This window comes from Nocardia vinacea (assembly GCF_035920345.1).
In the GTDB taxonomy this organism is placed as follows: domain Bacteria; phylum Actinomycetota; class Actinomycetes; order Mycobacteriales; family Mycobacteriaceae; genus Nocardia; species Nocardia vinacea_A.
Genome location: NZ_CP109149.1, coordinates 739205 through 752241 on the forward strand (window position 1 = coordinate 739205; position 13037 = coordinate 752241).

Annotated in this window: 11 protein-coding genes and 1 pseudogene; 3 read left to right on the forward strand and 9 right to left on the reverse strand. The window is 65.3% G+C overall.

Annotated elements, in window-relative coordinates:
- The first annotated feature begins 51 nt into the window (after positions 1–51).
- Positions 52–720 (forward strand): cyclase family protein, encoded by a 669-nt coding sequence (locus OIE68_RS03545; protein WP_327097965.1) that lies wholly within the window; start codon positions 52–54, stop codon positions 718–720.
- Here OIE68_RS03545 and OIE68_RS03550 read toward each other — a convergent pair.
- The 9 genes from OIE68_RS03550 to pruA form a co-directional block, all read right to left on the reverse strand.
- Entirely contained in the window at positions 706–1983 is a 1278-nt protein-coding gene (locus tag OIE68_RS03550; protein ID WP_327097966.1) for a glucarate dehydratase family protein, read from the reverse strand. The genes OIE68_RS03545 and OIE68_RS03550 overlap by 15 nt on opposite strands.
- Before the next feature lies 1 nt (position 1984).
- The gene (locus tag OIE68_RS03555; protein ID WP_327097967.1) at positions 1985–3463 is read right to left on the reverse strand and encodes an aldehyde dehydrogenase (NADP(+)); all 1479 of its coding nucleotides are present in this window, start codon (positions 3461–3463) and stop codon (positions 1985–1987) included.
- Positions 3460–4374 (reverse strand): 5-dehydro-4-deoxyglucarate dehydratase, encoded by a 915-nt coding sequence (gene kdgD / locus OIE68_RS03560; RefSeq protein WP_327097968.1) that lies wholly within the window; start codon positions 4372–4374, stop codon positions 3460–3462. The genes OIE68_RS03555 and kdgD overlap by 4 nt, the downstream gene beginning before the upstream one ends.
- 10 nt (positions 4375–4384) lie before the next feature.
- Positions 4385–5275: a LysR family transcriptional regulator gene (locus tag OIE68_RS03565; RefSeq protein ID WP_327097969.1), complete on the reverse strand. Its 891-nt coding sequence runs from the start codon at positions 5273–5275 to the stop codon at positions 4385–4387.
- Between the two features lie 124 nt (positions 5276–5399).
- Positions 5400–5666, reverse strand: a complete 267-nt coding sequence (locus OIE68_RS03570) for a beta-propeller fold lactonase family protein (protein ID WP_327097970.1) — start codon at positions 5664–5666, stop codon at positions 5400–5402.
- 54 nt (positions 5667–5720) lie between these two features.
- On the reverse strand, positions 5721–6521 hold the full coding sequence (locus OIE68_RS03575) for an NAD(P)-dependent oxidoreductase (RefSeq protein ID WP_327097971.1): 801 nt from the start codon (positions 6519–6521) through the stop codon (positions 5721–5723).
- A gap of 231 nt (positions 6522–6752) precedes the next feature.
- Complete coding sequence (locus OIE68_RS03580) at positions 6753–8186, reverse strand: amino acid permease (RefSeq protein WP_327097972.1); 1434 nt, start codon at positions 8184–8186, stop codon at positions 6753–6755.
- Between the two features lie 165 nt (positions 8187–8351).
- A complete protein-coding gene (locus OIE68_RS03585; RefSeq protein WP_327097973.1) occupies positions 8352–9311 on the reverse strand; it encodes a proline dehydrogenase family protein in 960 nt (319 codons plus the stop codon).
- The gene (gene pruA / locus OIE68_RS03590; protein WP_327097974.1) at positions 9311–10957 is read right to left on the reverse strand and encodes an L-glutamate gamma-semialdehyde dehydrogenase; all 1647 of its coding nucleotides are present in this window, start codon (positions 10955–10957) and stop codon (positions 9311–9313) included. Before pruA ends, OIE68_RS03585 begins: the two co-directional genes overlap by 1 nt.
- Before the next feature lie 180 nt (positions 10958–11137).
- Here pruA and OIE68_RS03595 point away from each other — a divergent pair.
- Both OIE68_RS03595 and OIE68_RS03600 read left to right on the forward strand, forming a co-directional pair.
- Positions 11138–12331, forward strand: a pseudogene (locus OIE68_RS03595) (PucR family transcriptional regulator); the annotation flags it as partial.
- 83 nt (positions 12332–12414) lie between these two features.
- Complete coding sequence (locus tag OIE68_RS03600; protein WP_327097975.1) at positions 12415–13029, forward strand: dihydrofolate reductase family protein; 615 nt, start codon at positions 12415–12417, stop codon at positions 13027–13029.
- Positions 13030–13037 lie beyond the last annotated feature (8 nt).

Below are 13037 nucleotides of genomic sequence, written 5' to 3' on the forward strand. Positions count from 1 at the left end.
GTGTGTAGTAGCTCGCCGCGCGGCGTGGGATCGGCGAGTACGGTCTCTAGCATGAGCAAGGCCATAGTTGAGCTGTCTCATCCGATCTCGGACGGCATGCTCACCTATCCGGGCCTGCCTGAGCCGCGAGTCACCACACACATTGCGCGTGACCGGTCGGCGCTGATCGATATGACCTACGAGATCGCGCGCATTGATACCGTCGGCAAAACGGGGACATTTATCGACGCGCCCTTCCACTTCCACGCCGAAGGCGCCGATATCGCGGAGTTGCCGCTGGAACGGTTGTTCAACGTGCCGATCGTAATGATCCGCGCGATGGGAACACGCGTAGTCGGGCCGGATGTGCTCGGCGACCCGGCACGGCTATGGGGCAAGGCGGTGCTCGTGCACACCGGATGGTCGGCGCGATGGGGTTCGTCCGAGTATCGAGGCCCCGGTCATCCGTACTTGGTCGGCGAGGTCGCCGATGCGCTGGTCGCCGCCAATGTGGCGCTGGTCGGCATCGACTCGCTCGACGTCGACGACACGTCTCTGCCGACGCGGCCGTGCCACCACACGCTGCTCGGGGCGGGAATCCCGATCATCGAGCAACTGACGAACCTGGACGCGGTCCCCGACACCGGTGCCAGGCTGGTCGCGCTCCCGGCGCCGGTGCGTGGGATGGGCTCGTTCCCGATACGCGCGGTCGCCTGGACCGATTCCTCAGTATTTGGGTGAGGTCGGCGGCTGGTACGCCGGATCGACCAGGCGCATGCCCGCGATGTCATCGCGATTGTGCCACTGCGGCAAGGCTTTCCAGCGATGATGGAGGCGCTCCAGTCCGTCTGTATCGAGTTGGATGCCGAGGCCGGGTGCATCGGGGACGGTGACGGCTCCCCCTTCGAAGACGATGGGTTCGGCGATCACGTCTTCGGGTTGCCACGGGTAATGGGTGTCGCAGGCGTAGGTCAACTCGGGGACGGTGGCGGCCACATGGGTCATTGCCGCCAGGCTGATTCCGAGGTGGGTGTTGGAGTGCATCGAAACGCCTTTGCCGTAGGCGTGGCAGACGGCGGCCAGGTCGCGGGTGGCGAATAGTCCGCCCCAGAAGTGATGGTCGGACAGCACGATCTGGACGGCATCGAGATCGAAGGCGGGACGGACCTCCTCGATCGAGGTGACGATCATATTGGTGGCCAACGGCATTCCGGTGCGACGATGCACTTCCGCCATATCCTCGCGGCGGGCGGTCGGGTCTTCCAGATATTCGACGACACCCGAAAGTTGTTCGGCAACAGTCGTTGCGTTGCTCAGCGACCAACCGCCGTTGGGATCCAGCCGCAGCGGATGATCCGGAAATGCCTTGGCCAGTGCCTCGATCGCGGCGACTTCCTCCTCGGGCGGGAATACGCCGCCCTTGAGTTTGAAGGAGCGGAATCCGCCATGGGCGGCAAACTTCTCGGCCAAACGGACGACGCCGTCGGGATCGATGACCTCGCCCCAGTCATCGGTCGGTGCGTCGGGGAACGGATGGTCGGCCCACTTGTAGAACAGATAGCCCGAATAGTCGACCCGGTCGCGAACCTTGCCGCCGAGCAAGGCGTGCACCGGCAGGCCGAGTTCGCGACCGTGGGCGTCGAGTGCGGCCGATTCGAAGGCCGATATCACGCTGAGTCGGACCTTGTCGGTGGTGAGGGTGCCACGCAGTCCGCCCGCGATCGGGTTGTCGATCAGCACCTCCCCGGTGGTGTTCGCGCCGAGCATGCGGATGGCGTTGACCGCGGCGATCGGCATGCCGATCAACTGTGGGGCGAGGTCGGCCGCGCGATCGAGGTAGACGCGGTCGCCATAGGTTTCGCCGAGACCGCAAGCGCCGCTGTCGGTTTCGATCTCGACGATCAGGCGCGGCGTATACGGCTGGTGCACGCCACCGACATTGAGCAGGGGAGCGTCGGCGATGAGGATCGGGGTCAGTCGAACATCGGTGATAACGGGGGACATATTAGTCTCGCTTTCCGTCGACGCGGCGCGGCAGCCGCCACGGGTTGGCCTCGCGCAGCGCGGGTGGGAGCAGTTGATCCGGGAAGCCCTGCCAGGCGATCGGCCGCAGGAAGCGGGCGATGGCGGCGGTACCCACCGAGGTGGTGGTCGGTGCGGTCGTGGCCGGGTAGGGGCCGCCGTGCTGTTGGGCCCAGCTGACCGTGACACCGGTGGGCCAGTCGTTCCACAGCAGGCGGCCGGCGAGTGCGGCGAGGGCGGGCAGGAGGGGGCGCACATCGTCGATCTCGGAGTTCTCCGCAACGATCGTCGCAGTGAGTCCGGGCTCGAGCTGGTGCAGAACCTGTTCCAACTCAATGGGATTCGCGTATTCGACGACCAGCGCCGCCGGGCCGAAGCATTCCGCCTGCAGGGCCGCACCGCCTGACCGGAAATCGGTGGCGCGCACGCTCAGTAAGGTCGGTGCGAGCAGCTCGTCGGGTGCCGAAAGGGCAGTGACTGCGGAATTTCCGCGCAGGGTGGTGACGCGCGATCGGAAGCCGTTGGCGATGTGCTCGTTGAGTAGCGGCCGGTGCGGCACGGCCGCGACCGCGGTGGTCAGCGCATCGGTGAGTCCGTGCTCCGAAGGCAGCAGCAGCACACCGGGTTTGGTGCAGAACTGTCCGGCACCGAGGGTGAACGATCCGACGAAACCCTCGACGATCTGTTGTCCGCGCGCGCGAATCGCGCCGGGGAGTACCACTACCGGATTGACGCTGCCGAGTTCGCCGTAGAACGGGATCGGACGCGGTCGTGACGATGCGATATCGAACAGCGCCCGGCCACCCGCCAGTGAACCGGTGAACGATGCGGCGGCGATATCTGGATGGCGCAAAGCGGTAGTGCCCGCTTCGACGCCGTGGATGACCGCGAAGGTGCCGTCCGGTGCCCCGGCCGCTGTCAATGCTTCGCGCACAATCGTGCCGGTCCGATCGGACAGTCGCGGGTGACCCGGATGTGCCTTGAGGACAACGGGACAGCCCGCCGCCAGTGCCGAAGCGGTATCGCCACCCGCGACGCTGAACGCGAACGGAAAGTTGCTCGCGGCGAAAACGAGCGTGGGGCCGATCGGTACGAGGCTGCGCCGGATATCGGGTCGCGGTCCCATCGGCCAGCTCGGATCGGCGTGATCCACGGTGGCGGCGAGGAATTCTCCATCGGCGAGCACGTCGGCGAACAGTCGCAACTGAAAGGTGGTGCGGGTCAATTCGCCACGCAAGCGGGGTGTTTCGGGCAGATGGGTCTCGGCTGCGGCGAGCGGTACGAGTTCATCGGCGGCGGCATCCAGGGCATCGGCGATATGGGTGAGCCACTGTGCGCGTTCGGTGGGTGTGGTGTCGGCGAGGCGGCCTGCGGCGTCGGTCGCAGCGGCGATGATCCGCACGAGTTCGTCGAGGTCGGTGTCCATGGAATCCTCCCGAAGGTTGTGGGTGGTGCTGTTCATGCGATCGTGTCGACCAGTGCGGTCAGTTCGGCGAGCTCGGGCGCGGTGAGATCGGTCAGGGGCGGCCGTACCGGCCCAGCCGGGTGACCGATGGCGGTCAGCCCGGCCTTGACGATGGACACCGCATAACCGGGAGCACGGTCACGGATATCGAGATAGGGGATGACGAAGTCGCGCAACCGCCGGTAGACCTCGTCGCGGTCATGGGCCCGCACGGCCCGGTAGAAGTCGAGTGCGAACTCCGGCACGAAGTTGAAGATCGCGGAAGAGTATGTGGTGACACCCATTTCGGTATAGGGCAGCGCGAAGGTCTCCGCCGTCGGCAGCCCGCCGATATAGGTGAGCCGGTCGCCGAGCCGGGCATAGATGCGGGTCATCGTCTCGATATTGCCGACACCGTCCTTGAACCCGACCAGATTCGGGCAACGCTCGGCCATCCTGGCCAAGGTCACGTCATTGCATGTCGCGTTGGCGCGGCTGTAGAAGATGACACCGAGCGAGGTGGCGGCGCAGATGGCCGCGACATGTTCGACCAGCCCGTCCGGCCCGGCCTCGGTGAGATACGGCGGCATGAGCAGAATGCCTTCGGCCCCAGCGGCTTCGGCGGAGCGGGCCTGTTCGATCGCCGCGGCAGTGCCCGCGGTGGCCGGTGCGACAACCGGGATCCGGCCACCGGTCTCGGTGACCGCGGCGCGCACCACCTGATCGATTTCGGGTGGCGTCAGCGAGAAACCCTCACCCGTACCGCCCGCGGCGAACAGACCCGCCACCTCGTATTCGGACAGCCAGGCAATGTGTTTGCGGTAGGCGGCCTCGTCGAAGGCCAGCTCCGCATCGAAATGCGTGACGGGGAAGGACAATAGCCCGCGGCCAAGTGCCGGGCCCAGCTCGTCGGCGGACAGATGGGACATGTGGTTCCTCTCATGGAGCGGGCGGCAGCGAATCGAGCAGTTCGATGACTCGGTGCAGCGCCGGATTGGCGCAGTCACGCCGCCAGACCGCGTGCAGGACGACGGGATCCTCGACACCGATGAGCGGCCGGAACCGCACGCCGTCGGGATGCAGATGGGTGGAGGTTTCCGGTACCAGGGCCAAGCCGCGTCCGGCGGCCACCAGCGCGAGCATGGTGTGCACCTGGGTGAGTTCATGGGTGGCGGTGTAGGGCACGGCGGCGAGGATGCCGGAGACCAGATCGGCGAAATAGCGGGCCGGGCCCGGCGCATACACCAGCAGAGTTTCGCCGCCCAGCTCCTCGATCGCGATCGGATCGTCCCCGGCCAGCTTGTGCTGTTCCGGAACCGCCAGCATCAAGCCTTCGGAATGCACCAGCCGCGAATCGAATTCGGTGCGGTCGAACGGCGGGCGGGCCAGCGCGAGATCGAGGCTGCCGCTGCGCAGGTTCTCGAACTGGTCGGAACTCACCATCTCACGCAGCACGATCTCGACGCGGTCGAGTCCGGCCTCGATGTGATTGAGGAATCGGCCGAGGAAGCCGAAGCCCGACGCCGCGGTGAAGCCGATCCGCACCGTGCCGGCCCCGCCGGCGGCTACCAAGCGGGCGGTGCCGGGCGCTGCGCCTGCCAGGGCAAGGAGACGGCGCGCCTCGGTCAGGAAGACCTCCCCGGCCGGGGTCAGTTGGACCTGCCGCTGGGTGCGGTCGAAGAGTTCCACGCCGATATCGCGTTCGAGCTTCTGAATCTGGCGGCTCAGCGGCGGCTGCGTCATCCGCAAGCGTTCGGCCGCCCGCCGGAAATTACCCTCCTCGGCCACTGTGACGAAGCCGCGGACCTGCTCCAGCGACAGCATCGACATCGTTCTCCTCCTGCGTTGTGGCGTGCACTCCGCCTGGCCCGCAGATTGCGCTCTCCGCAGGCTATGACTCGCTACTGATACTCGTCCAACGCCAATTAGGCATCAACCGATACCTTGAAGGTATTCATCGGCGGGCGACGATCTCGACCCAGTTAGGGTCGCGGCCGACCTCGAGCCGCTGTCGTGGGGTGAGCGAGCCGGTCACCGGATCGATGGCGTAGCTGGTGACGGCATGAGATTTCTGGCCCGCGACCACGAGGAACCGCCCGCTCGGATCGATGGCGAATCCGCGCGGCTGGGTCTCGGTGGGTGTGTGTCCGAGCGGATCGAGCAGGCCGGTTGCCGGGTCGATACGAAATCCCGTGATCGTGCTCGAAGTCCGTTCGGCCACATTCGGAGAAAGACGATTCCGTCTGCGTATCGAGTGATGCGTTTTCGGTGGAGGTCAGAGCGGATTCGGTTTGCCGAGTGGCGTTTCCACGAAGGGGCCGCCGATAAGCCACGGGCCGGGTTCGCCGACGACCGGAATATCGATGGCGAACTGTTCGGCGTCGTCCTGGCTGCGGTAGCCGAGTTCTTCGGCCTCGCGCAGGGATACGACGGCACGGGTGTTGGCGGAGACGCCCCAGATCACCCGATAGCCGGGTCGCTCGGCGGCCAAGCAGGCTTCGAACAGTCGCGCACAATCATTGGGGGACAACCACATCGACAGTCCGCGTGCATCATGTGGACGCTCGAAACACGAGCCGATCCGAATACAGATCACATCCATGCCGAACCGGGAGTGGTAGAGACTGCCGAGCGCCTCGACGGCCACTTTGCTGACACCGTAAAAGGTATCGGGCCGGGGCGAAGCGTCGCCGGGAATCGGTTCATCGCCCACGGCGCGGAAGCCCACGGCATGATTACTCGAGGCGAGCACGATCCGCGGCACACCAGCCTGCCACGCCGCCTCCAAAACTGTATGCGTGCCATCGATATTGACGGCGAGCACGTTGTCCCAGCTGTCTTCTCGGCTGATCCCGCCGAGATGGATGATCGCATCCACATCCCGGCAGGCCCCTGCCATGGTGGCCGGATCGGTGAGCGATCCGGTGACGATCTCGACCCGCTCGCCCGCTGTCGGCGCGGGGAGTTCGGTCAGATCCAGTAGCCGCAGAATCCGATCGGGACGCTGTAGACGGGGCCGCATGAGCGTGCCGATACCACCGCCGGCCCCGGTAATGAGAATTCGGTGATCATTCATGCGGCATCGGTCTCGCTGTGCGTACCCACGCCGCCGACTGCCATCCCCCTGGTACAGCCGAAAATGTCGACAGAACTGCTGTTTTCGCACATTGTGTCCTCCTGTGTGCGAGCGGCAGTGTGGGGTAGGTCACTTCCGCTCGAACGTGTCAGAAGGGTATGGCGCTGAATTGATGCCTGTCCAAGACCGTTTCTGTATCGACCGATGCCGTAGCGGCATCGGTCGATCGCCCTACTTCGCCAGCGAGACGTCGCCGCCGCGCTCCAGCTTGGAATGCATCCGCGAGTATCCGAAGTACACGGCGAGCCCGATCACCAGCCACACCGCGAAGCGCAGCCAGGTCTCCCACGGCAGCGACCAGATCAGGTAGATCGAGAAGCCGATGCCGACCAGCGGCACCACCGGCATGAGCGGCAATTTGAACGCGCGCGGCTCATCGGGTCGAGTGCGGCGCAGCACCATCACCGCGACGGAGACCACGATGAAGGCCATCAGAATGCCGATATTCGTCAGCTCGGCGACCACGGTGATATCGAGCAGTCCGGCCATGGTCGCGGATCCGATGCCGACGATCCAGGTCACCCGGGTCGGCACCTTGCGGACCGGATGCGTCTTGGCGAACCATTCCGGCAGCAGCCCGTCGCGGCTCATCGCGAACCACACGCGGGTCACGCCGAGCATGAAGGTGAGCACCACGGTGATAATGCCGACGATGGCGCCGATCGCGATGATATTCGCGACGCCCGGCATGCCGACCGACTCGAAAGCGGTGGAGAAACCGCTGGTCGGGCTGATCTCGGTGTACTTCTGCATCCCGGTCAGTACCAGCGTGGCCAGCACATACAGCACCATCGCGATGGCCAGCGAGTAGATGATGGCCTTGGGCAGATGCTTCTTGCCGTCGACGGATTCCTCGGCGGCGGTGCTCATTGCGTCATAGCCGAAGACGGCGAAGAAGACCGTTGCCGCACCGGTCCACACCGCGCCCGCACCGAATGGGAAGTACGGGGTGTAGTTGGAGCTGTCGATGTGGAAGACGCCGAGCACGATGATCAGCACGACCAAGGCGACCTTGATGCCGACGGCGACCGTCTCGAAGCGGCCGACGCTCTTGATGCCGCGCGAGAGCAACCACGCGGTGCCCAGACAGAACAGCACCGCGAAGACATCGATCACGTGCCCCTCTCCGGTGCCGTGCGCGCCCATCATCCAATCGGGCAGCGTGATATCGACTTGTCCCAGTAGGAATTTGAAGTATCCGGAGACGCCGATCGCGACCACCGCCGCCACCGCGATGTATTCCAGCAGCAGATCCCAGCCGATGAACCAGCCCGCGATTTCGCCGAGGGAGACATAGCCGTAGGTGTAGGCGGATCCGGCCTTCGGCACCATCCCGGCGAATTCCGCGTAACACAGCGCCGCGCAGGCACTGGCGACACCGGCGATCAGGAACGAGATGAGTACCGCCGGGCCCGTGACGGAATGCGCGACCGAACCGGCCAGGGCGAAAATGCCCGCGCCGATGATGCCGCCGACGCCGATCGCCGTGAGCTGCCACAGTCCGAGTGACCGCTTCAGTTGCTCGTCCGCGGGCCCGGCCTCCTCCTCGATCTGCTCGAGAGGTTTGCGGCGCAACATCTGGCTGCGCAACTCCGCGAGGAACATGGGTCTTCCTTTCGTCCTCTGCGATACCCGACAGTGCAGTAACGCAGATCACAATCTGAGCAGCACTCAGCTAATCGGACCACAAACGCGCTGTGATCGGCGAGTTGGATAAATAAACTTCGGCGGCCTTGTCCGACTGCACAGACAAGGCCACCGAGCTGTGCATCAGCGCTGGCTGCCCGGTCGCAGCGAGCGCAGGAAGAACGCCACATTGGCCGGGCGTTCGGCGAGTCGGCGCATGAAGTAGCCGTACCACTGATCGCCATAGGGCACATAGACCCGAACGTGGCGCTCTTCGCGGACGAGTCGGCGCTGTTCGGCGTCGCGGATGCCGTAGAGCATCTGGAACTCGAAATCGTCGGAGCTGCGCCGGGTTGCAGTGGCGAATACCTCGGCGGCCTCGATGAGTGCCGGATCGTGGGTGGCGACCATCGGATAGCCGTCACCGTTCATCAGCACCCGCAGACAGTCCAGATAGGACTGGTCGACCTCGGCCCGGCCCTGATACGCCACCGACGCGGGTTCGCGATATGCGCCCTTGCACAGGCGAATTCGCGAGCCCGGACCGGAAAAGTCTCGGCAGTCGGCCTCGGTGCGTCGCAGATAGGCCTGCAGGACGGTGCCGAGCGACGGGAAGTCGGCGCGCAACTCCCGCACGATCGAGAGGGTCGAATCGGTGGTCGTGTGATCCTCGGCGTCGATGGTGACCAGCACGCCCGCATCCGCTGCGGCGGTACAGATCTGGTGCGCGTGCTCGTGGGCGATCGCATGACCGTCCGCGGGCAAGGATTGCCCGAGCGCCGAGAGCTTGAGCGAAACCTCCAGCGGCCCAACGGTTCCTGAGTCACGCAGCAATGTGAGCAGCGACAGCAGCGACAGATAATGCGTCACCGTATTGCGTGCCTGCTCGATATCGGTGGTGTCCTCGCCGAGGTAGTCGACGGTGATATAGCGACCCGAACTCAGCAGATTCTCCACGGCCGCAACCGCATTCGGCTCGGATTCACCGGCGACGAAGCGGTCCACCAGCTTCTTGGTGGTCGACATGCGGGTGACGGTGCGCTCCATGCGCGGCGAGCGTGAGGCGGCCAGCATGGCGGGGCGAAGCAGACCGGAAATGGCCATCAGATCTCCTCGGGTGCCTGGTGCGGATAGGTGTGCTCGGTCGGCGGGACGAAGGTCTCCTTGATGGTGCGGGCGGAGGTCCAGCGCAACAGATTCTGCGGCGAGCCGGCCTTGTCATTGGTGCCCGACGCGCGAGATCCGCCGAAGGGCTGCTGACCGACGACCGCGCCGGTGGGCTTGTCGTTGATATAGAAGTTGCCCGCGGTGAAGCGCAGACTTTCGGTCGCCTTGGCCACGGCGTTGCGGTCGTCGGCGATGATCGCGCCGGTCAGGCCATAGGCCGAACCGCCGTCGACCAGTTCGAGTGCTGCATCGAAGGATCCGGCGACCGAATCGTCGTACACGTGGACCGCGAGAATCGGGCCGAAGTATTCGGTGCTGAATGCCTCGTCGGTGGGGTCGTCGCCGAGCAGGATGGTCGGGTCGACGAAATATCCGACGGTGTCGTCGGCATGTCCGCCCGCCGCGATGGTCAAGCCCGAGGTGGCCTTGGCGCGGGCGATGGCGTCGGCATTGCGATCGAAGGCACGCTGGTCGATGACCGCGCCGCCGAAGTTCGCGAAATCGGTGACATCGCCGTAGCGCAGCGCACCGACCTTGTCGATGAGATCGCGGCCCATTCTGGCCCACACCGACTTCGGGACGAACGCGCGCGAGGCGGCCGAGCACTTCTGGCCCTGATAGTCGAAGGCGCCGCGGATCAGCGCGGTGGTCAGCACATCCGGATCCGCCGAGCTGTGTGCCAGCACGAAATCCTTACCGCCGGTCTCACCGACCAGGCGCGGATAGGTGTTGTAGTCGGCGATATTCATCGCTACCGAACGCCACAGATGCTGGAAGGTCGCGGTCGAACCGGTGAAGTGGATGCCCGCCAGCCGCCGATCGGTCAGCGCGACATCGGAGATCTTCGGGCCCGCGCCGTGCACCATATTGATGACACCGGGCGGCAGACCCGCGGCCTCCAGCAGTTTCATCGTCCAATACGCGGCCACCGCCTGGGTGGGCGACGGCTTCCACAGGACCGTATTGCCCATCAGGGCGGGCGCGGTCGGCAGATTGCCCGCGATCGCGGTGAAGTTGAACGGGGTGATCGCATAGACGAAGCCCTCCAGCGGACGGTACTCGACCTTGTTCCACACACCCGGGGTCGAGATCGGCTGGTCGGCCAGGATCTGCCGGGCGAAATGCACATTGAAGCGCCAGAAGTCGACCAGTTCGCACGGTGCGTCGATTTCGGCCTGGTAGGCGGTCTTGGACTGCCCCAACATGGTTGCGGCGGCAATGGTTTCGCGCCACGGACCGGATAGCAGATCCGCGGCCCGCAGGAAGATCGCGGCGCGATCCTCGAAGGACAGCGCCCGCCAGCCGGGTGCGGCGGCGGAGGCGGCGGCGATCGCATCCTCGACATCGCCGGCCTCGGCGGTGGTGAGGGTGCCGAGTACGGCGGCATGATTGTGCGGCTGCACGACGTCGATACTCTTACCCGAGGTGCGTCGATGCTCGCCGCCGATGACATGGTGGATCTCGGTCGGCGCCGCGGCGAGTTCGGTCAGTTTCGCCCGCAGTCGTGTGCGTTCGGCGCTGCCCGGTGCGAAGGTGCCGACCGGCTCGTTGGCCGGGCGTGGCGTGGACACGATGGCGTCCATGAGTCCTCCTGTGGTGTTTCGAGCGATCTGCAAGCAATCGCTAGCGGCGCTGGTATATGACGGTGAGCCGAAGTCAACACGGCAAAACAGCCCGCAGAATCGGACAAGCGGACAAAGATGGGATGACCGGATTGGCGAGTCGTATGAAAGTGGGCAGTGGTCGTGGCTAGCGAGGGTGAGTTGGTGGCCGCGGACCTGGACCTGTTCGGATTGGCGCAAATGGTCGCCCAGAATGCGGGCGGGATGGTGTCCATCGAGGACCCGCAATCGCATGTGCTCGCGTATTCGGCCTCGGATCAGGCGGCCGACCAGCTGCGGGTGCTATCGATCCTCGGCCGGGAGGGGCCGCGCGACTATCTGCAGGTGCTGCGCAAGTGGGGTGTGTTCGATCGGCTGCGCGGTACCGACGATGTCATCGACATACCGGCGCACGAAGAGCTGGATATCAAGCGCCGCCTCGTGGTGAGCATTCGCGAGCATGCCGAGGGGAGTGCCCCGCGGGTGCTCGGCGCGATCTGGCTGCAGCAGGGGGACCGGCCGTTCAAACCGGATGCCGCGGAGATCCTGCGCGGTGCGTCGGCCATCGCCGCCCGGCTGATTTCGCGCAGCCTGGACGCGCCCTCCACCGAGGCGCTGCTGATTCAACGGCTGTTCGGGGGTGGAGGCACTGCCGATGTGCCCGCCGTGGCGAGTGCGTTGAATCTGTCGCTGACCGGTCCGGCCGCGGTGGTCGGCTTCGCGGTCGCTCCCGGTGTGAAGTCGCCGGCCGCCTTCGGCAATATGCTTCGCTTGCGCGCCAGCTCATTTCGCGGTGATTCGGTGACCACCATCCTCGGCGATCGGGTGTATGTGCTGCTGCCGCAGTACCGATCCGCGCATGCGGTGACCGCATGGACTCGTCAACTGGTCGAACAGCTCGAAGCCAAATTCGAATTGCGCGCCGCCATCGCCTGCCCCATACCGGATCTGGCTCATGTTGCGGGCGCGCGGTCCGAGGTGGACCGGGTCCTCGACAGCACAGCCGCGACCTATCCGCGCGGCCGGGTGACCACGCTGGCCGAATCGCGCACCGCGGTACTGATCGGAGAAATCCTCGATCTCGTCGGCACGCGGCCGGAACTGCACGATCCGCGCCTGCGCAAGCTATTGGACTACGACCGCAAGCATTCCGCGAATCTGTGCGAGAGCGTCGAGACCTATCTGCGTGAACACGGCGATGTGCGCAATGCCGCGACGGCGCTGCAGGTGCATCCGAATACCCTGCGCTACCGGATCCGCCGGGTCGAGGACATTCTCGGGATGGACCTCACCGATCCCGCCGATCGCCTGCTGCTCGAACTCCAACTCGCCCTGCATCGCCGATCGCCCGAATAGGCGCGCACGCGAGCGATGATTTTTCCGGCTCCCGTCCGTCTGTTCTGGTGACGCGGCATCAACCACCGACCAAGGAGATACCGATGCGGAAAATCACCGCCGGACTGTTCATCGCACTCGACGGCGTTGTCGAGAACCCCCAGGATTGGCACTTCCCGTACTTCAACGAGGAGATGGCCTCGGCCGTCGACAGTCAGCTCGGCGCGGCCGATACGCTGCTGTTGGGACGCAAGACCTACGAGGGGTTCGCCGGGGCATGGCCGGAGCGGGAGGCCGCGGGCGATGTGGACGCCGAGATGGCCAAGAAGCTCGGCGACGCGCGCAAGATCGTGGTCACGCATCAGGATCTCACCTTCACCTGGCGCAATTCCGAAGTGCTGAAAGGTGATCTGGCAGAGGCCGTCGCGGCGTTGAAGGATGAGCCCGGCGACGCACCCATCGGCATCAGCGGATCGGTATCCGTTGTCCGCCAACTGCTCGAGCTCGGACTCTTGGACGAACTGCACCTGCTGGTGCACCCGATCGCGGTGCGCAAGGGCTTGCGATTGTTCGAGGAGACCGACGCTGCGCTTCCACTGCAACTGCTTTCGTCCAACACCTTCGAAACCGGTGTCGTCCACCTGGTGTACGCCAAGGCGGCTGCCGAAGGTACCGAAGGGTACGAGTACGCGAAACAGTTCCTGCCCCAAGAGGATTGAGCTATAAG

Excerpts from the sequence above, each read along its gene's own strand:
- OIE68_RS03575 (WP_327097971.1), bottom strand. The coding sequence starts at position 6,521 with ATGAATGATCACCGAATTCTCATTACCGGGGCCGGCGGTGGTATCGGC.
- OIE68_RS03585 (WP_327097973.1), bottom strand. The coding sequence starts at position 9,311 with ATGGCCATTTCCGGTCTGCTTCGCCCCGCCATGCTGGCCGCCTCACGC.
- OIE68_RS03565 (WP_327097969.1), bottom strand. The coding sequence starts at position 5,275 with ATGTCGATGCTGTCGCTGGAGCAGGTCCGCGGCTTCGTCACAGTGGCC.
- OIE68_RS03580 (WP_327097972.1), bottom strand. The coding sequence starts at position 8,186 with ATGTTCCTCGCGGAGTTGCGCAGCCAGATGTTGCGCCGCAAACCTCTC.
- pruA (WP_327097974.1), bottom strand. The coding sequence starts at position 10,957 with ATGGACGCCATCGTGTCCACGCCACGCCCGGCCAACGAGCCGGTCGGC.
- OIE68_RS03545 (WP_327097965.1), top strand. The coding sequence starts at position 52 with ATGAGCAAGGCCATAGTTGAGCTGTCTCATCCGATCTCGGACGGCATG.
- OIE68_RS03600 (WP_327097975.1), top strand. The coding sequence starts at position 12,415 with ATGCGGAAAATCACCGCCGGACTGTTCATCGCACTCGACGGCGTTGTC.
- OIE68_RS03550 (WP_327097966.1), bottom strand. The coding sequence starts at position 1,983 with ATGTCCCCCGTTATCACCGATGTTCGACTGACCCCGATCCTCATCGCC.
- kdgD (WP_327097968.1), bottom strand. The coding sequence starts at position 4,374 with ATGTCCCATCTGTCCGCCGACGAGCTGGGCCCGGCACTTGGCCGCGGG.
- OIE68_RS03555 (WP_327097967.1), bottom strand. The coding sequence starts at position 3,463 with ATGAACAGCACCACCCACAACCTTCGGGAGGATTCCATGGACACCGAC.